This is a genomic window from Hyalangium ruber (assembly GCF_034259325.1).
Classification (GTDB): Bacteria; Myxococcota; Myxococcia; order Myxococcales; family Myxococcaceae; genus Hyalangium_A; species Hyalangium_A rubrum.
Map to the genome: position 1 here is coordinate 484,649 of NZ_JAXIVS010000004.1, position 25,998 is coordinate 510,646.

Below are 25,998 nucleotides of genomic sequence, written 5' to 3' on the forward strand. Positions count from 1 at the left end.
ACGTAACGGGCGCCGTGATTTCACGCGCCCGTGGGGTGTGCTCCTCTCGCACCGCGTCATTCCTAACCCTCGTCGTCCCCCGCGGCGGGGAAGGACAACGCTCCGTCTCCGCTGAGGACGTACTGGCGGGCCGTGGGGTCCTCGGGGAACTTCTGGAGCGTCTCCACCCGCGCGCGGCGGACGGCGTCGGCGATGGGCAAGCGCAGCAAGAGGTCGCGGTGCAGCGCGGCCATGAAGGCCGTGCCCGCCTCGGCGCTCGGCATGTCGAAGGCCCCCACGAAGGCGCCCACGCCCACCTGGGTCGCCAGGTCCATGAAGCCCTCGCGCCCCTCGAAGAGGGAAACCCGGGAGTTCGGCACGGGCAGCCGCTGGTAGCCCCTCGCTCCGGCGTGTACGCCGAACGCATGGGGGACAAAGGCCGAGGAGGGGGCGTTCACGACCAGGAAGGGCAGCTGGCCCCGGTCGAGGACCGAGCGGAGGGCGCCCGAGGACAGCTCCATGGCCCCGGGAAGCTCCAGGTAGAGCTCGCCGTCCACCTGACCCACGCCTCCTGTGTAGTGCAGGAGGTCCGGCAGCTCCCGGTCCAGCTCCGCCATGACGCGGTTGAACATCGCGTCCTCTCCTCGCAGCACCGTGCAGGAGATCCCCAGCGAACGCCCGTACAGGCGAGCGAGCGCGTCAATCTCTTGCCGCGCGCCGCCACTGGTCGACCCACCTCCCTCGATGAGGAGGACGCGGGGGGAGGAGCGAACCCGTGGAGTTCCCCGCGCCTGACGCGCGACGCCCACCGGAGCACGCACCACCTTCCTCGCCAGGGCCACGGGCGCGTCCCGAAGCGGGAGCAACTCCCAGGGGAAGCGCGCCAGCTCCGGAGCGCCATGCAGCACGAGCGGCGCCTGCGGTGAGACGCTGGGAGCGCCCAGCGCCTCGAGCACGGGGCCCGGCAGGTACTTCGCGAAGAGCTTGGGGACGTGGGTGTAGAGCCAGGCGTGAGACTTCGCGCCCTCTTCCAGTGCCCGCTTCAGGGACAGCCACAGGTCCTCGGTCAATGCCGAGGGCGCGACGCCCTGCACCGTGGACTCCGGCTTGCCCTGGATCAGCCGGAGCTGGAGCCTGCCTTCCGCGGACTCGAGGAACAGGTGCTGCGGCTCGATGGAGGCAGCGGTCCGGGTCGCGGCGGGCTGGGGCACCGCGGGAGCGGCCTGGGGCACGGGCCCGGCGGAAAGAGTGGCCTCGTCCTCCGTGCTCTCCTCGGAGGGGTGGGAGACGCCCAGCGGCTCGAGCAGCCGGGACAGGAGACCGCCGGGGGATTGCGGTACGGGGCTCGGAGCTCGTGCCGGAACCCTGGAGTCGCTGGGGTGCGGCGCGGGGATGGGAGGCGCCACGGGAGCGGCCATGTTCTGCGGCACCACCTTCATCTGCGCAGGGGACTCCACAGCGACCGGCTTGGGAGTCACCGCGTCCTTCAAGGCCCGCAGGAAGAGGGGCACCTCCTCGTGCTTCCCACTCGTATAGGGGATGACCCGGATGCGCGCCGTGCGCCAGAGCACGTCTCGCTCCACCGGGCCCAGGTCCGTCATCAGCGCGTAGCGCTCGGGGACATAGCCCCGGAAGTGCGTGAGCTGTCGGTCCATCAGCAAGCGGAAGTCCGGATCCGACAGCGAGTAGCCCACGAAGAACAGGGCCTTGGTGAGCAGCAGGCCCGTGAAGACCTCGTTGAAGGCGGGGTTGGCGTGGATGATTTCGCTGTAGTCGCGCGAGGTGAGCACCACCGTCTCGGGCCGGTCGATGTCGCCGTGCGCCTTGAGGATGAACGGCCCACCGTTGAAGAGCAGCCCGCCCAGCGCCTCGGTGTCCTTGTGGGTGAGCGTCTTGGGATAGGCGCCCTTCTCGGCCGCGTACGCCCGCTCCAGCAGCTTGTCGTAGTTGGTCGTCACCCAGGCACTGAAGGGCAGCTGCATCAGCGTCTGATGCACTGCCGGTAGCGCCTCCTTGTCGCCGCGCAGCTTGTCGGTGAGGAACTGGTGGTAGGCCGCGCCCAGCTCCTCCTTGCAGAAGTCGGCCACCTCCAGGAGCTTGCCTTGCTCCACGAGCCTCTGGAGCTCCGCCTGATGGGTCTCCCCCTCTGGCAGCGCGGCGACCATGTCGTCGACGACCTCCAGCAGCAGCTTGCGCCAAGTGGGCAGCCCCGCCGCGGACGACAGGCCCGCGCCGACGAACACCACGCACCGGCCCTGCTGGATGTAGCGGACGAGCAACCCGGGAGGCTTGGGAGTCATATAAGGATAACGATCGACCACCGGACGCCTGCTTGCCAACCACGCTCCCACACTTCGTGCGCGAACCTGGCCGGAGGGCCCTGGCACAGGGTCACGGCGCTTGGGCAGAATGAGGCAACCCAGGAGGGTCTCCGTGCCGGTGCTGCAGCTCATCATGAACCCCGGACTGTCCGACGAGCAGGTCTTCCCCCTCGGCCCGGGCAGCACGCTCATCGGCCGAGACCCGGAGAACCAGGTCTCCATCCTCCACAAGAGCCTGTCGCGCCATCACGCCCGGCTCGAGACCTCCCATGGCAAGGTGGTCCTGACCGACCTGGACAGCAAGAACGGCACCTTCATCCGCGGCACCCGCGTGAAAGCGAGCTGCGAGCTGCAGCCCGGCGACACCTTCACCTGTGGGGCGGTCCACTTCCGACTCGTGGCCCAGAGCGTGGAGCAAGTGGTCAACCCCACGATGACCCACACCGCCCCCACGCTCTCGCAGGTGAGCATGCAGGAGCTGCTGGGCGGCCTGGGCCTGGAGGGCTCGCGCACCTCGGCGCTCAAGCTCAGCGCCCTGGCCGAGGCCGAGCGCGGGCGGGACAAGCTGCAGATCCTCCTCAAGGTCAGCCAGCTGCTCTCCTCGCCGGGCACCATCGACAGCCTGATGGAGCGCTCGCTGAACCTGGTGTTCCAGATCCTTGAGGTGGACCGGGCGGTCATCCTCCTGGTGGAGCCGCGCACAGGGGCGCTGCTGCCTCGGGTGACGCGGACCTCGGAGGAGGTCAAGAGCCCCGGGCAAATCTACAGCAAGCACATCGTCAACTACGTGCAGCAGCACGGCGTGGCGGCGCTGTTCTCCGACGCGCGGCTGGACCCTCGGCTGGAGACGTCCGAGTCCGTCATGCAGCAGTCCATCTACGCGGCCATGTGCGCGCCGCTCAAGGTGCGCGACGAGCTGCTGGGCGTGCTCTACGTGGACAACCTGCGAATTCCAGAGCGCTTCTCCCAGGAGGACCTCGAGTTCCTGTCCTCCTTCGCCAATCAGGTGGCCATCGCCCTGGAGAACTCGATGCTCTACCGGCGCATCGAGCAGGAGGCCGTCGTCCGCAGCAACTACCAGCGCTTCTTCCCGCCCAGCGCCCTCAAGCGGCTGGAGCAGTCCTCCTCGGGCATGGTGCTAGGCGCGAGAGAGACGGAGGTCACCACCCTCTTCTCGGACATCGCCGGCTTCACGCAGATGTCCTCGCGGATGCGGCCCATCGAAGTGGTGGACATGCTCAACGAGTACTTCCCCGTCATGGCGGACATCGTGTTCGAGCAGGAGGGGACGCTCGAGAAGTACATCGGCGATGCGCTGATGGCCATCTGGGGCGCGCCGTTCTCGCACCCGGATGACGCGGACCGCGCGCTGTGGGCGGCGGTGCGGATGCAGCAGGAACTGGTACCGCTCAACGAGCGCCGGCGCGCCCGCCAGCAGGAGGAGATCCGGGTCCACATCGGCCTGAACACCGGCCCGGTGGCGGCGGGCAACATCGGCTCCAACCGCTTCCTGCAGTACGCCACCATCGGCGACACCACCAACGTGGCCAGCCGGGTGTGCAGCGCCGCCCAGTCGGGCGAGGTCCTCATCACCCAGAGCACCTATGACCGGCTGGTGGAGCGGCAGCGCTGGAAGCTGGAGCTGCTGCCCCCCGTCCAGGTCAAGGGCAAGGACGCGCCCCTGACGCTCTACCGGGTGGACTGGCGCGACATGAAGGCGCCAGGAACCTGAGCAGTCCCCTCACGCCCCCAGGGTGCGCCCACGCCGGGACAGGAGCGCCAGGAAGAGCGGCCCTCCGAGCAGCGCGGTGATGACACCGACAGGAGGCTCGGCGCCGACGAGGGCGAAGGACAGGCGCGCCAGCAGGTCCGCCAGCACCAGGAACGCGGCGCCGCCCAGGGCGGACAGGGGCACCAGCAGGCGCTGGTCAGGCCCGAAGGCCAGCCGCAGCAGGTGCGGGACGATGAGGCCCACGAAGCCGATGAGTCCGGTGAGGGCCACGGCCCCCGCGACGCTGGCGCTGGTGGCCAGCAGCAACAGGCGCCGCGTGCGCGCCACGGGGACGCCCAGGGCCGCCGCGTCCTCGTCCCCGAGCGTCATGAGGTTCAGCCGTCCAGAGAGCGCGACCATCACCGCCAGCGCCCCACCCTGCAGCAGCGCGGCGAGCCCGAGCGTGGCGCCGCGCTCGTAGCCCAGCGCTCCGGCGAGCCAGTAGAGGATCTCCCCCAGGCGGTCCGGGTCCGACAGCGTCTTGACGAGGGTGATGGCGGCGGAGGCGAAGGCGTTGAAGACGACGCCGGTGAGCAGCGCGGCGTAAGGAGCGCGGCTGGAGTGCCCTCGGCTCGCGGCGAGCACGAAGAGCACGGAGGCCCCAGCTCCGACGAAGGCCAGCAGCGCGGGCGCGGACAGGCGCTCCAGGCCGCCCAGGAGGCTGGGAGCCACCTGCCCCACGGTGGCCAAGCCGAGCGCCAGTGCGAGCGTCGCCCCCAGGGCCGCGCCGCCGGAGACTCCGAGCACGAACGGATCCGCGAGCGGGTTGCGCAGCAGCCCTTGCAAGGTGGCGCCCGAGGCCGCGAGCCCCGCACCGACGATGACGCCCAGCAGCGCGCGGGGCAGGCGCAGGGACCAGAAGATGACGGCGTCGGTGGACTGAGGGTCTCCGAGTGCGGCGGTCAGGGAGATGGGCTGCTCGCCAAAGCGCACGGCGATGGCGAAGGCGACGACCATCAGCGCCAGACCCGAGACGCACAGGCCCAGCACGCGCGAGGCGCGCAGCCTCCGGCCCAGGCCTGGCGACTGTCCCACCGAGAGGTTCACTTGGGCATGTCCGGATGGAGCAGACCGAACAGCTCCTCCAGCCCCTTGCCCAACGAGGGCCCTGGCTGAAGCAGCGCGAACGAGGGCACCTCCACCCAGCGCGCGGAGGCCAGCCCGGAGAGGTTCCGGAGCTTCTCCTTGCCTACGTCCACGTCGGCCGCGTCCACCACCACATCCGGCCGGGCCCGCACGGCACGCTCCACGGAATAGACGGGGTAGGCCGAGCCGCTGTCGGCCGCGACGTTGACGGCGCCCGCGTCCCGCAGCAGCTCGTCGGCGAAGGAGCCGGGCCCAGCAACAACGAGCGGCTCGAAGCCGTAGACGAGCAACACCCGGGGAGTGGGCCGCTTCTTGGCCGCCTCCCGGATGCGCGTGCGCGTGGCCTCGATGCGCGAGACGAAGGCCTCGGCCTCCTTCGCGCGCCCCAGCGCCGTGCCCACCGCGCGCAGGGCGGCGAGCGTGTCGGCCACGGTGTGCAGCGGCAACAGGAGCACGGGTACGCCCAGCTCCGCCATGCGCTCCACGGGCCGCTGGTTGCCCGGGCCCGGCTGCACGAGCACGAGGTCCGGCTTGAGGGCGATGACGGCCTCCACGGATGGGTCCACGAAGCCACCCACGCGAGGCAGGGCCGCCACGGCCTTGTCCTCATCGAAGCGGGACACGCCCACGAGCGTGTCCCCGGCGCCCATGGCGAGCACCATCTCCGTGAGGGAGGGAGCCAGCGTCACCACCCGCCGCACCTTCCCCTCGCGCTTGGGCCCCAGGAGGCGAGGCCCGCGTTGGGAGTCGGCCGCGTGCGCCGCGCGGGACAGGCCCAGCACGGCGAGCAGAAGCAGCGAGGCGATGCGCATCATCCACATGGAGACCTCCTACGGAATGGCGACGATATCTCCAACGAGGGAGAAGCCCGAGGAGCGCTGGCACGCGAGGATGGGCGGCTGGGAGCCCGTGCCCAGGCCCCGCCGCTCGATGAGCTGGTTGCCGGAGACCTCGACGACGAAGACGCGGCCCGCGGTGCTGTCGCCCAGGTAGGCGCGGTTGCCCACCACGGTGAAGCGGCTGATGGACGGCGGCGGGCAGGTGTCCCCGCTCCCCTCCGGGCAGGCGAGCGGATAGGTGGCCACCACCGCATCCTGCGCATCGAGCAGCACCAGACCGCCCTTCTCCACGGCCACCACGCGGGTGAAGGTGCCGTCATAGACGACCCGGCCGGAGCAGCTCACCAGCAGCTTGTCTCCCACGGGAGCGAGCCACCCCGGGTTGAGGCAGTCATCCCCCAGCGACAGGTACCGCACCTCCCGGCTCTGCGGGTCGATGCGGGCCACGAGCCCGGGGCCACCCGGGGAGAAGACGTTCGGGTCCAGGTTGTTGAGGGCGGTGTACAGCTTGCCGCCGTGCGCGACGATGCCCGAGGGCGAGGGGATGGGACTGCTGCCGGGGAAGGGCCGGAGCTCCTCGCCCGTGGGGAGCTGAATGAACGGGATGCTCAGCGCGGGCTCGAGCGGGTTGGCCAGATTCACGCGCGCCACCTTGCCGCCGGCGGACGTGTCTCCGCCCAGGTTGCCATAGAGCGAGACCCACAGGTCCGTGCCGAGCTTCGCCATGGCGAACGGGTTGGTGTTGGCGCCGAAGTCCACGCTGGCCACGGGCTGCAGCTGCAGCCCCTGCGGGAAGCGGGTGCCATCGGTGAGCGTCCCTGGCTCCGCCTGGCGCCGGAACACCAGGAGCGTGTTGCTCAGGGAGTTGATGACATAGACGTAGGGGTCATCCACGAGCATTTGGTTGGGCGCATCTCCCGTGGCCGGCGCGCCGGGCAGCGCCGCGTAGTCCACCAGCTTGGCCTCGCGCACCCGCTTGGCGGCGTCGAGCACCAGCAGCACGTCCTGCATGCGCGCCACCGACTGGGGCAGCTCGCCAATGGCCACGTTGGGGCCCTTGATGTCCGCGCCGGCCTGGAGCCCCACCACCTGGCCGGTGTTGAAGCAGGCGGCGACGATGTCATAGGTACACACGCCGTCGTGGCAGCTCTTCGCGTCCCCGCAGGCGTTGCCGCAGGCGCCGCAGTTGCTGGCGCTCGTCATCAGGTTCACGCACGCATTCCCGCAGCGCGTGGCACCCTCGGAGCAGTTCACCCGGCACTGGCCCGCCTCACACACGTTGCCCGGCCCGCAGGCGATGCCGCAGCTGCCGCAGTTGAGCGGGTCCGACGCGGTGGTGACGCACTGCCCTCCACACGTTATCGCGCCGTCGCGACACTCGCAGTTGCCCTCCACGCACACCTGCCCCCGGCCGCACGCGGCGCCACAGGCGCCACAGTGGAGCGTCGCGCTGCGCGTGTCCTGGCAGGTATCGAAGCAGCTCGTGAGGCCTTCGCCACAGTCGGCGCCTGTCTCCGGACAGCCGCTCAGCAGCAATCCGAGGGCCGCCACCGTCACTGCCAACCACCGGGGAGCCACGTGCTCCCTGCTCACATCCATGCTCATGGTGAATCCGTTCTGGGTTTTGGGGGTGTGGGGGGAGGGCCGCCGAACGCCGCCGCCAGCGTCACGTAGGCGGAGCGGCCCGGGAGGGGGTAGCCGTCGAGGTCCTCGGCGTGCGCGTCGAAGACATTCTTCAGCTCCACCGAGAGGGTCAGCTCGGGAGCGCGCCCGAAGCTGCTGGAGAGGCCGGCGTGGACGAACGTGCGTCCCGGAAGCTCCGCCTCCTCCGTGCGATTGACGTACTGGACCGACTGCGCCATCACCTCCACGCGCCCGGTGAGCCAGCGCGGGCCGCCGGACATGCGCGCGCTCAGCTTGTGGCGCGGCCGGTACGGCAGCTCCTTGAGGTAGTAGCGCGGGTCGTCCCGAAGGTTGCGCGAGACCAGCAGGGTGTAGCTCAGCGCCCCGGCCACCCACGGGTATGGACGCCACTCGCCCTCGGCCTCCAGCCCGGCCACGCTCGCGGCGGCGAAGTTGTAGGGCTTGGCGGCGAAGGGCGGGAACAGCTCGTAGGCGATGAGGTCCTCGTAGAGGCTGTAGAAGCCGCCCACGGAGGCCAGGGAGCGCTCCGTGCGGTGGACCACCGCCACGTCCGCGTACAGCACCCGCTCCGGGCGCAGCGCGGCATTGGGCAGCAGCAGCCCCTGGCGGATGTACAGCTCCAGGAAGGAGGGCGCGCGGTGCGACTGCCCCGCATTGGCGCGCAGCTCCAGGCCCGCTGGCAGCGTCAGCGTGGCGCCCACCTTCGGAGACAGCAGCGTGTATGAACCCGCGCGCTCCACACGCAGCGACGGCGCGAGGAGCAGCCGCCCTCCGGCGAGCACCAGCTCGTCCATCACCATGATGCTGGCCTGCCCCCGGCTCGGGCGAGTGGTGCCCACCGTGGCCTCCTCCACTCCAGAGACGTCCTCGCCCGACACGGTCAGCACCGCCGACACGCCGTGCCACCCTCCCAGCAGCGTGCGCGCCTCCAGCTCCACGCCTCCCACGCGCTGCGCCTGGGTGCCCTGGAGCGCCTGCGGACCGTTGGACAGGCTGAGGCGATCTCTCCGGAACCAGGCACGCGCGGAGCCGCGCACCGAGCCCAGCTCACCCATGAGTCGCACGCTGGCCGAGCCCCGCCCGTTGCCCTGCCGCGCGTCGGGAATGGGGTTGGTCGCGGTGCCCGCCAGTCCCCGCTCGTCCAGGGACAGCTCGCCCAGCACGTCCACCTCGAAGTGCTCCCCTAGGGGGTGCCGCAGCCGCAGCATCCCGCCCGCTCCCCGCGCGTCGTTGTTCGTCCGGCGGCGCTCCTCGAGCGCATCTCCCGGCAGCGCGGGGCTCGTGTCGAAGAGGAAGGGAAAGTCTCCCGAGGAGCGTCCTCCGTGGAGCAGCACCAGCCCCTCGCCGCCCAGCACCGGGCCCGTCGCCGACAGCCACCCGAGCGCCGTGTCCCAGCTGCCGTAGGTGGCCTCTCCCGCCACACGGGCCGCCGCGTCAGGGCGCCGGGTGATGACGTTCACCACGCCGCCCAGCCCGCCCGAGCCGTAGCGCGCACCCACGCCGCCGCGCAGCACCTCGAAGCGCTCCACCAACGCCAGCGGGACGCGCGAGAGGTCGGCGATTCCACCCGCGCCGTTGAGGGGAATGCCATCCAGCAGGACCAGGGTCCCGTTGGAGGAGGCCCCGCGCACCACCAGGTTCTTGCTCTGGCCGTAGCCGCCGCTGTCCTGCACCACCACGCCCGCGGAGGTGGAGAGCACCTCGGCGGCGTCCTTCGCCGCCCCACCGAAGTCGGCCGTCTCGATGACGGTGAGCGCACCGCTGGGGTCGCGCTGGCTCGCCGCGTCCGGAGGCTCCGGGGCCGCGGTCTCGCGAACCTCCACGGTGGGGACGGTGAAGACCTCACCCTCTGGCGCCGGAGCCTCTTCGGCCCGCGCCAGTCCGCCCATCATGAGCGCCAGGCACAAGCCCGGCGCGGCGAGGAATGACCGCCCCATGCTCCGCCTTCCGCTCTCTCCATCGAAGAGAGAAGGCCAGCCGGCGTCCTTATAAGGACGACCGAACCTCTGGGCAGGTCTCCTGGCTCATGGGCTCCGGCATGAGGGCGCACGCTGCGCCTCTCCGGAAGGAGCCCTCTCCCTTCCCCCGGAGCACCGCTCCAGAGTGGGAACTGCCGAGGACCCCGGCCCTGACCGACAGGGCTGCCCACTCACAGTGGCGGGACCGCGCCGGACTTCCACCGGCTTCCCTCTTGCGTGCCCGACGTGGGCACCCAAAGGCGGGCCCCTTCTAGGGGCTCACACCGCGTGCGTCAAGCGCGCCCCGAGGCATCATCGCGCGGGCGTGGACGTACTGCTCGAAGGCGGATGCTTGAAGGAAGGCCACCTCCACGCCTCCGAAGCGCAGCGCGGCGCGCTCGAACAACGGCATGGGCCGGCCGGGGACGATGATCACCCCGGCGAGGAAGGTGCCGTTGTGGCTCTCGGCATCCACCACGTGCCAGGTGCCGGTGTGTGGCTCCTGACGGAAGAAGGCGTGGGTGCGCGAGACGGTAGCGTCCTCGATGACGAGATCATTGTCGGGACCGCGACCCAGGGTGAGGTCCAGACCACCGGGAGTGCGCCTGCGCAGCTCGAACACGAGGGGCTCGACGGTGGTGGGCCTGCGGAGCCGGGTATTGGGCACCGTGGAGTCGATGAAGCCCAGGTGGGGATCCGGCCGATGGGGCGGTGACTCCCACACCAGCACCGGCCAGGAGACGGCGCGCAGGACCGTCTCTCGATCATAGAGAAGCTGCGAGGCCAGAACGGAGAACCTGAGCGCCACGACGCCACCCTCCCGTGCTCGAAATCAGTGCCGGAAGCTGCGCACGCCCCTCGGCCCTGACCAGTCCCCCCCGAGAGTGTGGACTCTTCAACGCGGTGGGGGCGCGGCGCGCAGCTCGCGGCTGACGCGCTCGGCCTCTCGGAAGACGCGAAGGAGGTTGCCGCCGAGGATCTTGTGGACCTGCTCCGGGGAGTAGCCGCGCGCGAGCAGCGCCTCGGTGATGCGCGGCAGATCGGCGACGGAGTCGATGCCCTCGGGCGTGGAGGACACGCCATCGAAGTCCGAGCCCAACCCCACGTGGTCCACGCCGGCCACCTTGGCGACATGGTCGATGTGATCAATGAGCGCCTCGAGGGGTGGGCGCTCGAGCTTGCTGGACCACTGCCGCTCGGTGGCCATGTCGATGACCGGGAGCGGACCCGCGCCCTTCTTGAGCCGGGCCTTCTGCGCGGCGAGGGCGGCCTTGCGCTCCGCGTTCTGGGCGTCCTGGGCCTTGCGGAACGCGTCATCGATGAAGGCGGAGAAGAAGTTCACCATCACGACGCCCTTGTTGGCGGCCACCGCGCGCAGCATGTCGTCGGTCATGTTGCGCGGGCTCTGGGTGAGCGCGCGGGCGGACGAGTGGGAGGCGATGACGGGCGCGCGGGTCACCTTCAGCGTGTCGAAGAAGGTCTCGTCGGACACGTGGGAGATGTCCACGAGCATTCCGAGGCGGTTCATCTCGCGGACGACCTCCTCGCCGAACGGGCTCAGCCCGCCGTGGTGCTTCACCTTGCGGTCCTGGATGTCGCCGGAGGAGTCGGCCCACTCGTTCGTGTTGCTCCAGGTGAGGGTCATGTACCGGGCGCCGAGCCGGTAGAAGTCGCGCAGCAGGCCGAGGTCGTTCTCGATGACGTGGCCGCCCTCGATGCCCATGAGCGAGGCGAGCTTCTTCGGCTGGCTGGCGCGAGCGTCGATGATGTCCTGGGCGGACAGCGCGAGCACCATCTGATCCGGGTGACGTTCGATCTGCATCAGGACGGCATCGATGAGGCGCAGGGCCCGGTGGGCATAGCGGCCCTGGTTCGCGGCGGGGTCCACCCAGATGGAGAAGAAGACGGCGCCGAGGTTGCCGGCGCGGGCCTTGCCGAGGTCCACGTGCCCCTCGGTGACGGGCGTGTCGGAGCCGAGGTCGAAGCCCTCGTCCAGAAGACGCAGGGGCGTGTCCATGTGGCCATCGATGATCAGGGCCGACTCATGAACGGCGCGGGCCTCTGACGCGGGAGCGCCCGCGAGCAGGAGGGCGGTGAGAAGGGCGGGGCTCAACAAGCAGGACTCCTTCGAGGGTTGCGCGGCCTCCGATCTATCTCACAGGTTGAAGAGTCCACGGCGGTGGACTCCCTTCGCACGAGCGTGGACGGGCTCCCGGTCTGCTCCGAGGGAAAGACCGTTGGCACGGCGCCTGCTCCAGGCGCGAGGGACCTCAGGCGGTCGAAGCCGGTGAGGCACCTCGCCGTGGTGGCGAGGGAGAGTGTGAAGGAGCGAGGTAGGAAGATGCTGACGGCAGGAAAGCGGTTGGCGGTGTTCTCCATTCGGGAGGGCAAGGGCGGGAGCATCTGGGTGCGGGCGGGGAGCGCCTTCGTGAACAAGGACGGCTCGCTGAACGTGCTGCTGGACGTGCTGCCCTTGGACGGGAAGCTGCACGTGCGCGAGGCGGCGGAGAAGCGCGACGGGGTGCAGGCGGGGGGCGGGCGCTACACCGCCGAGGCGGGGCTGGAGTCGGAGCTCGTGGGAGGCCACTCGTGAGCGCGCGTGCGGTGATGGTGGCGTGGGGGATGGTGCTCGGGCTGGTGCTGCTGAGCCCTGGGGTGGCGGAAGCGGGCCGAGGCCGCACGCAGTACTCGGGCGTGGTGAACCTGAACGAGGCCTCCGAGAAGGAGCTGGATCAACTGCCGGGCGTGGGGCTGAAGGCAGCCGAGAGCATCCTCGCCCACCGGCAGAAGCGGCCCTTCCAGCGCATCGAGGAGTTGGTGAAGGTGAAGGGCTTCGGGAAGAAGAAGGTGGAGAAGCTCAAGCCGTACCTGACCCTGACGGGACCCACGACCCTGAAGGCGGAGAAGCCCGACAACGCCTCGGACAAGCCGAAGAAGAAGCGGAAGTCGAGGCACTGAGCTCATGGCGAGCAGGCCGCTCCGGTGACATCCTGGCCGGAGCGGCCCCATGGCTACGTCGGATTTTCCAAGGAATCCAGGGCATTACCTCACATCCAAGACACACTGCGTCATGACTTGGGGACCCAGCGCGGAGGTTTCCAACGTCCCAGGTCGTCTGATTGGTTGCTCCACGGCTTGCCCTTCATGGCAAGTCGGTCGATGTTCTCGGTGAGTCCGAGGTCAGTCCGCGCTAGAACCTCGTGATGGGCGACACGGAGGCGGAGTTGAAGGAAACGGAATCCACCAAGGAGCTGGATGAGGGCATCGAGCCAGCACTGGCCACGCAGGACAAACCGCGCGGCCCTCAGCTCGGAGAGGTCCTCGACTTCATGCGGCTCCTGTGGGCCGTGGACCATGGCCTCCAGTCCACCTCCAAGCGGATGGAGTCGAGCCTGGGAGTCACCGGTCCGCAGCGGCTGGTGCTCCGATTGGTAGGACGCTTCCCGGGAATCACCGCCGGCACGCTCGCGCAGATCCTCCACGTCCACCCCAGCACGCTGACCGGAGTGCTCAAGCGGCTGGAGAAGCGCGGCCTGCTCGAGCGCAAGGCCGATCCACTCGACGGGCGCAAGGCGCTCTTCGCCCTCACCGATGCGGGACGAGAGCTCGATGTGCCCTCCACGGGAACGGTGGAGTCGGCTGTCCAGCGCGTGCTCTCGAAGATGACCCGGGCGCGCATCCTCCATACCCAGGACGTCCTCACCGCGCTCGCCGAGGAATTGGGCGGTAACCCCACCTCGGCCGACCCCTCGGCTGCCTCCTCGGCCCGCCGGCCGATTGCCCCCCGCTGAACGCTCGCCCAGCCCGGCCTTCCACCGCTCGACAGAGCCCTCGACGGATCGAGGCCCTGTCGCGATGTGGGCCGCGCGCGCGGGGCCAGCTTGCTACAGAATTGGGAAATAGGCGGCCCACCTGCGGGTTGCCTCGCCATTGAGCGGACGAGCCAGTGAACCTCGAAACCCCGCAGACCCCAGGCCCGGAACTCCCACCTCCCCCTCCTCCCACGCCACCGGCACCGGCCTCCCGTCGGGTCCCGTCGCATGGGCGCGAGGTGCAGGCCCTCCTTGACGCCGTGCGCGCCCGCCAGCGGCGGCAGCTCTGGCTGGAAGGCGGCATGCTCGGCGTGGGCGCCCTCCTGGTGCTGGGCCTGGCCGGTGGCTTCCTCGGGCTCGTCGCTCCGGGCCTCTCCCGGTGGGTGCTGCTGCTGGCGCCCCTGGTGGGCGTGGCCGTGGCGTGTACCCTGGGCCTCTTCCTGTCCCGGCGCATGGTGGGCGACGACGTCCGCACGGCGCGGCTGGTGGGAACGCGGCGGCCGGAGCTCTCCCTGGACGTGCTCGCCGCGGTGGAGCTCACCGGGAAGAACGGACCGGAGCACCACTCGGAGGCGCTCGTCGGCGCCTTCCTGGAGCAGATGGATTGGCGGGCGCGGCAGGTCGACCCCGCCGACGTGGTGGACGGCAAGCGCTTGCGGCGCGCGGGCCAGGTGCTGGGCGCCCTCGTCCTGGCGACGGTGGTGGCCCTGGCGCTCGCGGGAGGCCGCTGGCGCGAGGGCGTGGCGAAGGCCTGGGAGGCGACCGTCAAGGCCGCTCCCACCGCTCAGCGCGAGCCCATCACTGGCGACATCGAGCTGACGTACCGCTACCCCGCCTACACGGGGCTCACGCCGCGCACGGTGGCGGGCACCAACGGTGAGGTGAGCGCGCCAGCCGGCACCGAGGTGGTGCTCAAGACGCGCTCGGACCGCGAGGTGGAGCGCGCCGAGCTGGTCGTCAACGGCGAGGCGCTGCCGCTCAAGGTCGAGGGCCTGCGCGAGCTGACGGGCTCCTTCGTGGCGAAGAAGGGTGGCCACTACCACTTCGTCTTCCACCGCGAGGGCAGCGACCCGGTGGTGGGGCCGGACATCCCCGTCAACGTCGACGTGGACGCGCCGCCCCAGGTGGCGCTGCTCACCCCGGCCGCGGAGCTGGAGGTGGATCCGGGCCAGAAGGTGACGCTCAAGTTCGAGGCCACCGATGACTATGGCCTGGGCGAGGTGGCGCTGGTGTTCCGCACTCCCGGCGCGCAGCAGGAGACGCGCGTGCCGCTGCCGCGCGAGGACGGCCGCCGCAACCGGGGCACCTACACGTGGGACCTGGGCACCTTGAAGGTGAAGCCGGGCGACCGCATCACCTACTACGTCGAGGCGCGGGACAACGACGCGGTGGAGGGCCCCAAGAAGGGCGTCAGCCGCACGCAGATGCTGCGCATCTACAGCGCCGCCGAGCACCGCCGCGCCGCGCTGCAGAAGGCCGAGGCGCTCTGGGGCCGGCTGGTGGACCACCTGGCCGATCGGCTCGAGGGCTCGGACCGGGAGAAGGAGAAGACTCCCGAGAGCATCACCGCGGGCCAGAAGGTGGACGCCAGCGGACAGCAGCTCGTGGGGGACATGCGCACGCTGGCCACGGAGCTGTCGCGCGAGCGCGACGCGCCCCAGGAGCTCGTCGCGGCGCTGGCCAACATCGCCGATGGCATGTCGAAGAAGATCACCACCACGGCGGACTTCCGCCGCCTCTACCTGCGCACCCAGAAGCAGCGCGGCGAGGACTTCGGCACCGGTACGCGGCTGACGGCGGCGGTGAACGACGAAATCACCGAGACGGAGAAGCACATCCTCTACCTGGAGTCGCTGCTGGATCGGCACAAGCTGGACGCGCTCAAGGAGATGGCCGAGGAGCTCAACGGCGAGCGCCGGGAGCTGGCGCGGCTCATCGAGCAGTACAAGGCCAGCCCCACCGACGCGGCCCGCCAGGAGGTGCTGCAGCAGATCCAGCAGCTGCGCGAGCGCATGGCGCAGCTGATGCAGCGCATGGCGGAGATGCGCAAGGGCATCCGCGACGAGCACCTCAACTCCGAGGCCCTGGCGGAGATGATGAAGGACCAGGACGTCTCCAGCGCGCTGGACGACGTGGAAAAGCTGATGCGCGAGGGCAAGGCGGACGAGGCGCTGGCCAAGCTGCAAGAGCTGTCCATGCAGATGGACGAGATGATGCAGGGCCTGAACAAGGCGCAGGAGGAGTTCGGCGGCGAGCAGTACCCGGAGCTGGCGGGCAAGTTCGGCAAGTTCATGGACGACCTGCAGAAGACGATGCAGGAGCAGCAGCAGGTGGCCGACGCCACCAAGCAGCTGCGCGACAAGGCCCGCAACCAGAACAAGGAGCGCCTGAGCGAGAAGGGCCAGAAGATGAAGGAAGACCTGCTGCGCCAGGTGGAGCAGGTGCAGAAGGACTACCAGGAGCTCAAGCCGGAGCAGCTGCACCGGCGCGCGGCGGGCACCATGGCCGAGGCGCAGGCGGAGCTGGAGAACCTCAAGAACGCGCTGAAGTCGGACGCCTTCGACCTGGCGGCGGACGCGGCCCAGCGCTCCGAGGACATGGCACAGCAGCTGGCGGCGATGGGCGAGCACCAGCGCAAGCTGGACGAGATGTTCGGCAACCCCGCGGACGCGCGAGAGCAGTCGGCGGAGCTGGCCGACAAGCTCAACCGCGACGCGAAGACGGTTCAGGAGGTGAGCCAGAAGCTGCAGTCGCTCTTCCCGGAGCCGGGCTCTCAGCTGGGGCCACAGGAGCGCCAGCAGCTGCAGCAGCTCTCCGAGCGGCAGGGCCAGCTGGAGCAGCAGGCTCAGGGCTTGCGCCAGCAGATGGAGGAGATGCAGCAGATGGCGCCCGTCTTCGGCCAGGAGGCCGGAGAGCAGATGGAGGAGATCGGCCAGCGCATGGGCGAGGCGGCTCAGCGCATGGAAGGCAAGGACCCCGGGCGCGGCTACGGGCAGCAGCAGGCGGCGATGGAGGGCCTGCGGCGCTTCCAGCAGCAGATGAAGGAGAGCCAGCAGGGCCAGGGCCGTGGCGGGCTGCCGCTGCCGATGGGGATGGGTGGGCGCCGTGAGGGCAACGGCGACCCCCGAGACAAGGTGGAGCTGCCGGACGAAGACGCCTTCCAGGCGCCCAAGGAGTTCCGCAAGGACCTGCTGGACGCGATGAAGCAGGGGGCGCCCGAACGTTACCGGGAGCAGGTGAAGCGCTACTACGAGGAGCTGGTGAAGTGACGCGCAACCTGGACACCTATCCGCGCATGGCGCGACGGGTCATCGCCCCCGTGCTGTCGCTGTTCCTCGCGCTGGCCGTACTGCCTGCGCGGGCCGACGAGCGCAGCGAGGCCAAGGAGCGGCTGGAGAAGCTGGAGCAGGCGCTGGACTCCTGGGACGTGCCAGGAGCCAAGCGGGAGCTCGGAGAGCTGGAGCAACTCCTGCCCGAGGGCGTCGAACCGCTGAAGTACTTCCACGGCCGCATCGCCTTCGAGGAGGGCCGCTACGAAGAGGCGGTGGAGTTCCTGCAAGAGGCGAAGGTAGAGGACAAGCCGGGCAGCTACCTGCGGCTGGCGAAGGAGACGCGCGCCATCTTCAAGAACCACGCGCGCGCCGAGAGCGACCACTTCATCTTCTTCTACCCGAAGGGCAAGGACGAGATCCTCGTGCCCTACGCGATGGAGACGCTGGAGGCCATCTACCGGTCGATGGTGGAGGACATGGGATGGACGCCACCGGGCGGCAAGGTGCGCGTGGAGGTGGTGAACAACGCGCGCGAGCTGTCCAAGGTGAGCACGCTCACCTACGAGCAGATCCAGACGACGGGCACCATCGCCATCTGCAAGTTCAGCAAGATCATGGTCACGAGCCCCAAGGCGGTGGCGCGGGGCTATGACTGGCAGGACACGCTGGCGCACGAGTACGTGCATCTGGTGGTGAGCCAGATGAGCCGCAACAACGTGCCCATCTGGCTGCACGAGGGGCTGGCGAAGTTCCTCGAGTCGCGGTGGCGGGGCCAGGGCGGCCAGGCGATGACGCCGGCGATGATGGCGCTGCTGGGCAAGCGGGTGCGGGCCGACACGCTGGTGCCGTTCGAGAAGATGCACCCGTCGATCGCCATGCTGCCCACGGCGGAGGACGCGGCGCTGGCGTTCGCCGAGGTCTATTACGCCATCGACTATGTCCACCAGACGAAGGGCACCAACGGGCTGCGCACCATCGTGCAGGAGATGCGCAACGGGCTGACGGACCGCAAGGCGGTGGAGGCGGCCACGGGCATGCCGTTCGGCCTCTTCGAGAAGTCGTGGCTCTCGCACATCAGGAAGCAGAACTTCCCCAAGGAGCTGCTGCCTCGCGACGAGGTGGTGCTCAAGGAGCACGCCAAGGAGAAGGACGACGCGAAGAAGGGACGTGAAATCTCCTTCGGCGACTTCATCGAGGTGACGGAGGTGCCGGCGCGCAAGTTCGCGCACCTGGGCGAGCTCCTGCGTGAGCGCAAGCGCATCAAGGCCGCGGCGGCGGAGTACGCCAAGGCGCACCAGCTCGTCGGGGACAAGTACGAGTCGGTGTCGAACAAGTACGCCTTGGCGCTCCTGGAGCTGAAGCGGCTGGATGAGGCGGAGCAGGTGCTGCGCGGCTCGCTGCGGGTACACCCGGGCTCGCCGCAGACGAACGTCCACCTGGGCCGGCTCATGCTGTTCCGCAAGGACTACGAGAAGTCGAAGGCGGCCTACCTGGAGGCGCTGGCCTCCAACCCGTTCGACCCGGAGATCCACGTGGCGCTCACGCGCATCCACGACTCCCTGGGAGAGACGGCGCTGGCCTCGCGCACCCGCGAGGCGGCCGTGCTGCTCACGGGCATGAAGACCAATCAGATCAACCAGGTGGCCGTGGGCTTCCTGGGCAGCCCCGAGCAACTGTCCGAGGTGAACGTCCCCACTCCCGCGGACACCCCGCCCGCCGAGGCCCAGAAGAAGGACGGCGGCCAGTAGGAAGAAGGCGCTGGGCTCACCGTGGCCGTTCGCCCGGTGAGCCCCCAGCCATCCGAGCTTGCGCAAGGCGGCGGTTCGCTCCTCCAGCGGTGGCTAGTTTGAGCCCCGGGGGAGCCAATGACGTTCAGCCACTGGGTCGTCCTGGCCGGACAGGTGATGGAGGCCGTCGGGGTCGCCGTAATGGTCCTCGGCGCCGTCCTGTCGCTGGTGTTGCTCGCCCTGCGTGGCAGGCGTCCGGCGGCGGTGAGTCCCTATCGGCAGTTCAGGCAGGACCTGGGGCGGGCCATCCTGCTGGGCCTCGAGTTCCTCGTGGCGGCGGACATCATCCGCACGGTCAGCGAGAAGCCGACGCTCGAGGGCGTGGTGGTGCTGGGCCTCATCGTGGTCATCCGAACGTTCCTCAGCTTCACGCTCACGGTGGAGCTCGAGGGCCAGTGGCCCTGGCAACGCCCCCCCGAGCACGAGGAAGCCCGAGGGCGCCCATCCTCGTCAGCACACCCTCGGGCTCGCGAGACGCTCGATCGCGAGCATCCCGCGGAGCATTGATCAGCGGACCTCGGGGCAGTCCCAGGTGTAGTTGGTTCGGCAGGTGCAGACGTAGTCGGACCAGATTCCGTCCGTGCAGTTCTGGGTCTTGCCTGGCGTCAGACACCGCGTCCCTTCATGGTTCCAACAGTACGGGAGCAGTGCGGGCGGACCGGCCTGCTCCACCTGGCGCTCCTGGAGCTCCTCCGGAGTCTCCGAGGTGTCCACGGTGCCACCACAGGCCACCAGACCGAGGGAAAGCCAGAACGCCGCGAGAGTACGTCGCATATGAAACCTCCAGGAGATGCCCACACAGGGCGGACCGCTTCGCGAGCCTACCGCACGTCAATTGCACATCAGCAGAACCGAGCGAACACCAGCGTCTTGCCCAACGTCTCCGCGCCGCCGGAGCCCGCGAGGTTCTTCACCAGCGCCAACACCTCCGGCGCCTGCTCCACATGCCGGGACACGAGGGAGAAGCACTCCACCGCCGATCGATCCAGCACGGCGCGGGAGTCCTCGGAAGCATTCCCTGAAGCAAGCAACGCCGCCACCTCCGGGTGGCCCACCAGCGTCAGCCGTAGCAGCGCCACGCGCAGCGCCAAGCGGAACACATACGCGAGCAGATCCGGCGCCTCGGTGAACGGAGAGCGGAGCCACTGGTTCACCGTGTAGTGTAGGAAGTATTGCGCGACGCGTTCGCCGTGCGACGCCTCCAGCCGGCTCCACCGTGCGACGTACTCCCGCCACATGCTGTCTGGCTCACCCGCGCCATCCTCGGAGCCTGCGAGTGAGGCCAGCACGCCCCGCGCGAACGGAGCGAAGCGCTCCCCCCGCGCCACTCCCATCCGGGACTTCAACAACGAGGAGAGCAATCCCGCGCAGGGCCCTCCCGGAATCTCCAGCGCGGAGAAGCCCTGATGCATCTCCTCCAGCGTCTCCGTCACCTCGAAAGCCGGGAGCACCTCGGCCAGCACCGCCCCAGCCTGCGCCGCGTCGCCCTCGAAAGGCTCCGCGCCCCGGAAGACAGAGTCCAACCGGAACGCCAACTGCCCGAGCATCGCCAGCCGAGAGGCGAGCGGGAACTCACCCCGGTGCAGGAGCCGCAGCGCGGCGGCACGAATGGCCTCGAAGTGGACGACGTACGCGTCCCCCGGCGTGCCCGGCATGGGCCGCGCCGCCTCCGGTCGAGGCACCTGCGCCATCGGTCCAGGAACCAGCTCCGGAGCCCCCTCCTTCAGCAGCACCAGCCGCGCCATCTCCGGGCACGCCAGCGAGCCCGCCACCTCCACGCCCTCGGCCGTCTTCCATGCGACGCGAGGGAAGCTGACACACGCATCGGAGAGCACCTGCTCTCCGTAACGACGCTGGAGTGAGCAGAGCCGCTCGGTGTCGAAGAAGGGACAGCTCCCATCCGAGCGCATCTCGATGAACGCTCGCTCGGAGGGCGGCCGAGCAGGCTCGACATGAACGACGGCGTCCACCCGCGCCTCGTCTGGCCCACCCGCCACCACCTGCCGCAACTGCCACAGGCGCTCCTCGCTCACCGGCACCCGCAGCCCGACACAGCAGGTGTCCTCACAGCGCTCGGCGAGACACTGGAACTCCAACACCCTCTGAACGAAGCGCGCCGTCACCGCACGAACGATAGCGCCTTCCCGTACATGTCGCGCGCGTGTGCGAAGTCGCCCTTCGCACGCCAGGCCCGGGAAGTGTCATGCCAGTCGTGGCATCGCACGCGCGCACCCAGACCCACGCTTCCCAAGTTCCAAGAAGGTGCGCATCCCCTTCCACGGCCTCCGGAGGCTGGCTCCCCTTCACCTCACATTCAAAGGAGTGTCCCATGACAGCTCGAACGCTGACGTGGCTCGGAACGTGTGTCCTGTTGATCAGCTCCGTGCCGCGACAGGCCTGGGGCGATCCGGAAGCATCTCCGCTCGCGAAGCCGCTGCCTCCCTCCCCCATCCCCACGGTGAGCATCCGCGTCGACGCGAGGGCGAACCGCCGTGCGATCTCGCCGGAAATTTACGGCGTGGCCTTCGCCACGGCCGCGCAGCTGATGGACCTGAACGTGCCGCTCAACCGCAACGGCGGGAACCACACCAGCCGCTACAACTGGCAGCAGGACGCCTCCAACCGGGGCAGTGACTGGTACTTCCAGAGCGTGCCCGAGTCGACGCTGGGCACACCCGGCGGCTCCGCGGATGCCTTCGTCTCGGCCACCCGGAGCGCTGGCGCCGCGTCCATGCTCACCGTGCCGACGCTGGGCTGGGTGGCGAAGCTCGGGCTGGCACGCCTGAAGCTGTCGAGCTTCTCCATCCTCAAGTACGGCCCCCAGCTCTACAAGGACTGGCAGTGGTTCCCGGACGCGGGCAATGGCGTGCGGCTCGACGGAATCCCCATCACCGGAAATGATCCACACGACGCCAACACGCCGGCCACCCCGGCCTTCCAGCAGAGCTGGCTGTGGCACCTCGTGGGCCGGTGGGGAACGGCGGCCCAAGGCGGCGTGCGCTACTACCTCCTCGATAACGAGCCGAGCCTCTGGCACGTGACGCACCGGGATGTCCGCCCCACGGGCGCGACGATGGAGGAGGTGCGAGACCGGATGATCGCCTACGGCGCCGCCGTGAAGGCAGTGGACCCGAGCGCGCGCCTGGTGGGCCCGGAGGAGTGGGGCTGGAGCGGCTACTTCTACAGTGGCTACGACCAGCAATACGCCCAGGCCAACAACTACCCGCCGCCCGCGGCGCTGCCCGACCGCGCCGCGCACGGAGGCATGGACTACCTGCCCTGGCTGCTGGACCAACTGCGGCAGGAGGCCGTGCGCACTGGCCGGCGCACGCTGGATGTCTTCACCCTGCACTACTACCCGCAGGGCGGCGAATACAGCGACGACACCTCCACCGAGATGCAGCTGCGGCGCAACCGCTCCACGCGCGCGCTGTGGGACGCCAACTACGTGGACGAGTCGTGGATCAACGACCGGGTCCAGCTCATTCCCCGGATGCGCTCCTGGGTGAACACCTATTACCCGGGCACCCGCGTGGGGCTCACCGAGTACCACTGGGGTGCCGAGGGCCACATCAACGGGGCCACGGCCCAGGCGGACCTGCTGGGCCTCTTCGGACGCGAGGGGCTGGACATGGCGGTGCGCTGGGGAACGCCCGCCGCATCCACGCCCACGTACAAAGCCATCAAGCTGTACCGCAACTATGACGGCCAGCGCTCCACCTTCGGAGACGTGAGCGTGGCGGCCACCGCGCCGGATCCGGACACGGTGTCGACGTACGCGGCGCAGCGCTCCTCGGATGGCGCGCTCACCATCATGGTGGTGGGCAAGTTCCTCTCGGGCAGCGCGAGCGTCAGCCTCGAGCTGGCCGGCTTCCTGCCCAAGGGGTTTGCCCAGGTGTGGCAGCTCACCTCGGCCAACAGCCTCACACGGAAGGCGGACGTGACGCTCTCGGGCACGCGCCTCACCACCACCGTACCGGCCGGCAGCGTCACCCTCTTCGTGGTGCCGCCAGGCCAGTAGCGCGACATCCGGCGCCCTGCCCTTCCTCGGAGCAGGGCGCCGGAGTCCACTCCGTTACCGCGAGCGACGGCGCGGACGCCGCAGCGCGCCCAGGCCCAGCAGCAGGGCGAAGGCGCTGAAGACCGCGCCACCCGCCGCGCAGCCGCTCGACTCGGTCAGCTCACCGGAGACGGGGACCGTCTTGGAAGCAGGCATCCCCTCCACGAACACGGCCGTGGTGCGCGCCGGCACGGTGAAGGTGCCCACGGTCGCGTCGAACGCGGACGTACGCGCCGCCGGGTCCGTGGACTCCTTGAGCACCGGGTGCAGCTCCAGCCCTGAGTCCTTGAGCGTGTCCTCCGTGAAGCGCTGCTCCTCATCGCTGCCGTTGAAGAGCACCACCGCGTTCCGGTACTCGCTCCGCTTGCCGTACTGGTCACCCTCGATGGCCATGACGATGAGGCCGGGGATCTGCTCCGGACCGGTGTTCAGGAAGCGCACGCGCCGCTGGATGTCTCCCGCGGTGCGGAGCCGGAACACGTTCGAGCTCTTGCGGATGCGGATCACCTCCTCGAAGTGCTCGAGGGCGCGGGTGATGTGGGCAGGCCCCGGCTTGAGCGCCGGATCGGCCAGCAGCGGCTTCATGATGGGCCACTGGGTCTGGTTGTCAGCGGCCGGCGGCAGGCCCACGCCCCAGTTGTTGGACTGGTAGGTCCAGTCCAGCTTGTTGAACCAGTCGCCCGAGTTGAAGCTGTTGCGGTCCAGCGACTTGGAGCGCAGCAGCTCGTCGCCCGCGTGGAAGAACGGAATGCCCTGGCCCAGCGCCACCAGGCTGATGCCCATGTTGTGCATGCGCACCCGCGTGTCCATCGAGGCGTTGCGCGGCGCCTTGAGCTGCACGGCGTCGAACAGCGTCTCGTTGTCATGGGCCGAGACGTAGGTGATGACCTCCTGCGGGTCCAGCGTGTAGCCGGCCGGGTCGCTGCCGTACTTCAGCTCCGAGCCCTTCTTCGAGGTGCCGTCCGAGGCCGTGAGGCTGTAGTCCCGGAGGTTGCCCGCGAGCCCCACGCGAATCCGGTCCATGTGCTGCAACAGCAGGCTCTTCTGCTGCTGGGGCGTGCCCTGGTCGGTGGAGTTCGGATCCGTGAAGAGGCCGCTGATGAAGCCCTGCTCCTGCAGGCCGCTGAACGGGCCGCCGCCACGGGCCGCGTCGCGCAAGCGGTCGCTGAAGGTGCCGATGCCCGTGCCCGGCATGTTGAGCTGGGTGGCGTTCTTGCCCCGGGCGCCGTTGGCCACCTCGCCGAAGTTCCAGCCCTCGCCGTAGACGTAGATGGCGCGACCATTCACGCCGTCCTGGCTCAAGGTGAGCGCATTGAGCGCCGCGCGCACCTTCTCCATGTTGGCCTTCATGTGGTGGCCCATCAGGTCGAAGCGGAAGCCATCCACCTTGTAGAGCTTCGCCCAGGTGACGAGCGAGTCCACCATGAGCTTCTCCATCATCGCGTTCTCGGTGGCCGTGTTCTGGCAGCACGTGGAGGTCTCCACGTTCCCGTCGGCGCTGAGCCGGTGGTAGTAGCCCGGGACGATGCGGTCCAGCACCGACAGCGGGTCCTGCCCCGCCGAGTTGGTGTGGTTGTAGACCACGTCCATCACCACGCGCAGGCCGCGCTGATTGAGCGACTGCACCATCTCGCGGAACTCGACGATGCGCGCCGTCCCGTCCGGATTGGTGGAGTAGCTGCCCTCGGGCACGGTGTAGTGGTACGGGTCATAGCCCCAGTTGAAGGCGTCCGCGTCGCGCACCGCGTTCACCGCCGCCTGTTGCTGCTCCGAGTCCGGAGGCAGCGCGGCCAGGTCCCCGGCGGGCTGCTGGTGCGCGGCCTTGTTCTCGTTGATGGTGGCGATGTCGAACACCGGCAGCAGGTGGACGTGCGTCACGCCCGCCTTGGCGATCCGTGTGAGGTGCCTGGTGCCGTTGGAGTCACGGGTGAAGGCCTTGAAGGTGCCGCGCTCGGCCTCCGGGACGGTGGCGTCGTTGATGCTGAAGTCGCGCACGTGCAGCTCGTAGAGGACGATGTCCTCGGGCGCCGCCAGCGCGGGCTTCGCCAGCTCGCTCCACCCCTGCGGGGCGAGCGTCGGCGCGTTCAGATCGATGATCTGACTGCGCGTGCTGTTCATGGACAGGCTGACCGAGTACGGATCGGTGACGCGGTTGGTCCGCACCGCCTGCTCCCGGCGCACGTAGACCTCGACCTCATAGAGGTAGAACTTGCCGGCCCACGCGGCGGTGCCCGTGACGGACCACGTGCCCTGCTCACCCGCGGTCATGTCGAGGATCTCGGCCGGAGTGGCCGCCGTCGAGTCATCGAAGATCAGCAGCTTCACGCTGCGCGCCGTGGGGGCCCAGACGCGCAGCGTGGGCGTGCCCTCCGCATCGAAGGTAGCGCCCAGCTCGCCCGGGTACGTGTAGAGCTCGTCCAGCACGCCAGCCATCTGCACCGAGGTGGCATCCACCACCCGGCCCGCGGACGACGTGAGCGACAGGGCGAGCTGCCCCTTGAGCAGTGCCGGGACGTTGGCCACCTGGGCCTGCGGCAGCTTCAGCACGACGGCATTGGACAGGTGCGGGAAGCGGGCCTTCAGCTCGGTGCTCAAGCCCGCCGGGTCCACCGTGAGCGGGATGGCGGTGCCGCCCTGGATCCCCGTGCTCCCCAGCTGCATCGCCCCCGAGGGCTCGTGGTAGAGCTGATAGGTCCCTCCGCCCGTGGGGGGCACCTCGAAGTCCCACGCCAGCGTGTCGGGCGTCAGCCAATGCACCCGCGCCATCAGGATGTCCCCCGTGGGCGCGTTCGCCGGACGGATGGACACCCGCTTGGAGACGGAATCCCAGGAGAACGTCACCAGCTCGCCGGCCTGCGTGACGGTGAAGACGACGTTGTTGCCGCTGCGATCGCCGTAGGCCTCGCTCCAGCTCTCGTTGATAGCGACCTTGGCCTCATACGTACCCACCGGAATGGACGTGGTGGTGTAGACGAAGATGCCGTTCCCATCCGGATCCTGCAGCCAGGTCTTGAGACAATCCGGCTGCCAGTCACCGGGGCAGCCCACTTCGCTCTGGAAGCTGCCAGGAGCCACCGCGATGCGCTTCACGCTGTCGCTGACGAAGTGGGAGATGGGGTCGTAGTAGAACTTCACCGACGTGGGGGCCGACAGCGTCAGCGTGAGGTCCGCGCCGCTCGGGTGCGTGTTCGAGGCCGAGCCGTCGAGGGCGACCTTGTAGTGCCAGGTGCCCGCCGGGACGTTGAAGCTCTTCTGCCACACGCCATCGCTCGCCTCGGGCTCGAGCTGGGTGGCCGTGCAGGACGGGTCCGAGTCGCTCGCGCAGCCCAGCTCGCTCTGGAGATCTCCCACCAGCGTCACGCTTGTGGGCGCCGCGGCGGCCAGCCACGGGACATGCACGGCGGCCAGCAGCGCACAGAGCGCGAGCGGACGCACCGGTAACAGGGAAAGGGTCGAAACCTTCAGGACA

General features: G+C 69.4%; 18 protein-coding genes and 1 riboswitch. Of the genes, 8 read left to right on the plus strand and 10 right to left on the minus strand.

Features of this window, described 5'->3' with window-relative positions; genetic code table 11:
- Window positions 1-62: 62 nt before the first annotated feature.
- Window positions 63-2,300 (minus strand): SIR2 family protein, encoded by a 2,238-nt coding sequence (locus SYV04_RS14195; protein WP_321546279.1) that lies wholly within the window; start codon window positions 2,298-2,300, stop codon window positions 63-65.
- A 112-nt stretch (window positions 2,301-2,412) separates the two neighbouring features.
- Between SYV04_RS14195 and SYV04_RS14200 the strand changes: the two genes are divergently transcribed.
- Window positions 2,413-4,032, plus strand: coding sequence for an adenylate/guanylate cyclase domain-containing protein (locus SYV04_RS14200; RefSeq protein ID WP_321546280.1), 1,620 nt, complete (start codon window positions 2,413-2,415; stop codon window positions 4,030-4,032).
- Between the two features lie 9 nt (window positions 4,033-4,041).
- Here the strand turns inward: SYV04_RS14200 and SYV04_RS14205 are convergent, their stop codons facing one another.
- The 6 genes from SYV04_RS14205 to SYV04_RS14230 all read right to left on the minus strand — a co-directional run bounded on the left by SYV04_RS14205 (window position 4,042) and on the right by SYV04_RS14230 (window position 11,711).
- A complete protein-coding gene (locus tag SYV04_RS14205; RefSeq protein ID WP_321546555.1) occupies window positions 4,042-5,028 on the minus strand; it encodes a FecCD family ABC transporter permease in 987 nt (328 codons plus the stop codon).
- Window positions 5,029-5,114: 86 nt separating this feature from the next.
- On the minus strand, window positions 5,115-5,978 hold the full coding sequence (locus tag SYV04_RS14210) for an ABC transporter substrate-binding protein (RefSeq protein WP_321546281.1): 864 nt from the start codon (window positions 5,976-5,978) through the stop codon (window positions 5,115-5,117).
- 9 nt (window positions 5,979-5,987) lie between these two features.
- Window positions 5,988-7,601, minus strand: coding sequence for an MXAN_6577-like cysteine-rich protein (locus SYV04_RS14215; RefSeq protein WP_321546282.1), 1,614 nt, complete (start codon window positions 7,599-7,601; stop codon window positions 5,988-5,990).
- On the minus strand, window positions 7,598-9,577 hold the full coding sequence (locus SYV04_RS14220) for a TonB-dependent receptor plug domain-containing protein (RefSeq protein WP_321546283.1): 1,980 nt from the start codon (window positions 9,575-9,577) through the stop codon (window positions 7,598-7,600). Before SYV04_RS14220 ends, SYV04_RS14215 begins: the two co-directional genes overlap by 4 nt.
- Window positions 9,578-9,632: 55 nt before the next feature.
- Window positions 9,633-9,871: riboswitch (cobalamin riboswitch) on the minus strand.
- On the minus strand, window positions 9,870-10,406 hold the full coding sequence (locus tag SYV04_RS14225; RefSeq protein ID WP_321546284.1) for an FHA domain-containing protein: 537 nt from the start codon (window positions 10,404-10,406) through the stop codon (window positions 9,870-9,872). Its footprint overlaps the riboswitch before it by 2 nt.
- Window positions 10,407-10,493: 87 nt before the next feature.
- On the minus strand, window positions 10,494-11,711 hold the full coding sequence (locus tag SYV04_RS14230; RefSeq protein WP_321546285.1) for a dipeptidase: 1,218 nt from the start codon (window positions 11,709-11,711) through the stop codon (window positions 10,494-10,496).
- A 228-nt stretch (window positions 11,712-11,939) separates the two neighbouring features.
- Between SYV04_RS14230 and SYV04_RS14235 the strand changes: the two genes are divergently transcribed.
- The 6 genes from SYV04_RS14235 to SYV04_RS14260 all read left to right on the plus strand — a co-directional run bounded on the left by SYV04_RS14235 (window position 11,940) and on the right by SYV04_RS14260 (window position 18,976).
- Window positions 11,940-12,191 (plus strand): hypothetical protein, encoded by a 252-nt coding sequence (locus SYV04_RS14235; RefSeq protein ID WP_321546286.1) that lies wholly within the window; start codon window positions 11,940-11,942, stop codon window positions 12,189-12,191.
- A complete protein-coding gene (locus tag SYV04_RS14240) occupies window positions 12,188-12,556 on the plus strand; it encodes a ComEA family DNA-binding protein (protein WP_321546287.1) in 369 nt (122 codons plus the stop codon). Before SYV04_RS14235 ends, SYV04_RS14240 begins: the two co-directional genes overlap by 4 nt.
- Window positions 12,557-12,822: 266 nt before the next feature.
- The gene (locus SYV04_RS14245; RefSeq protein ID WP_321546288.1) at window positions 12,823-13,389 is read left to right on the plus strand and encodes a MarR family winged helix-turn-helix transcriptional regulator; all 567 of its coding nucleotides are present in this window, start codon (window positions 12,823-12,825) and stop codon (window positions 13,387-13,389) included.
- 260 nt (window positions 13,390-13,649) lie between these two features.
- Window positions 13,650-16,679 (plus strand): DUF4175 family protein, encoded by a 3,030-nt coding sequence (locus SYV04_RS14250; protein WP_422723934.1) that lies wholly within the window; start codon window positions 13,650-13,652, stop codon window positions 16,677-16,679.
- A 26-nt stretch (window positions 16,680-16,705) separates the two neighbouring features.
- Window positions 16,706-18,430: a peptidase MA family metallohydrolase gene (locus tag SYV04_RS14255; protein ID WP_321546556.1), complete on the plus strand. Its 1,725-nt coding sequence runs from the start codon at window positions 16,706-16,708 to the stop codon at window positions 18,428-18,430.
- A 117-nt stretch (window positions 18,431-18,547) separates the two neighbouring features.
- The gene (locus tag SYV04_RS14260) at window positions 18,548-18,976 is read left to right on the plus strand and encodes a DUF1622 domain-containing protein (RefSeq protein WP_321546290.1); all 429 of its coding nucleotides are present in this window, start codon (window positions 18,548-18,550) and stop codon (window positions 18,974-18,976) included.
- Here the strand turns inward: SYV04_RS14260 and SYV04_RS14265 are convergent, their stop codons facing one another.
- Window positions 18,977-19,243 (minus strand): hypothetical protein, encoded by a 267-nt coding sequence (locus SYV04_RS14265; RefSeq protein WP_321546291.1) that lies wholly within the window; start codon window positions 19,241-19,243, stop codon window positions 18,977-18,979. It abuts the gene before it with no gap.
- 68 nt (window positions 19,244-19,311) lie between these two features.
- Window positions 19,312-20,592, minus strand: a complete 1,281-nt coding sequence (gene fliB, locus SYV04_RS14270; RefSeq protein WP_321546292.1) for a flagellin lysine-N-methylase — start codon at window positions 20,590-20,592, stop codon at window positions 19,312-19,314.
- Window positions 20,593-20,798: 206 nt separating this feature from the next.
- On the opposite strand from fliB, the gene SYV04_RS14275 reads away from it, so the two are divergent.
- Window positions 20,799-22,490: a glycoside hydrolase family 44 protein gene (locus tag SYV04_RS14275; RefSeq protein ID WP_321546293.1), complete on the plus strand. Its 1,692-nt coding sequence runs from the start codon at window positions 20,799-20,801 to the stop codon at window positions 22,488-22,490.
- A 54-nt stretch (window positions 22,491-22,544) separates the two neighbouring features.
- On the opposite strand, the gene pulA is transcribed toward SYV04_RS14275, so the two are convergent.
- A complete protein-coding gene (pulA, locus tag SYV04_RS14280; RefSeq protein WP_321546294.1) occupies window positions 22,545-25,964 on the minus strand; it encodes a pullulanase-type alpha-1,6-glucosidase in 3,420 nt (1,139 codons plus the stop codon).
- Window positions 25,965-25,998: the final 34 nt, after the last annotated feature.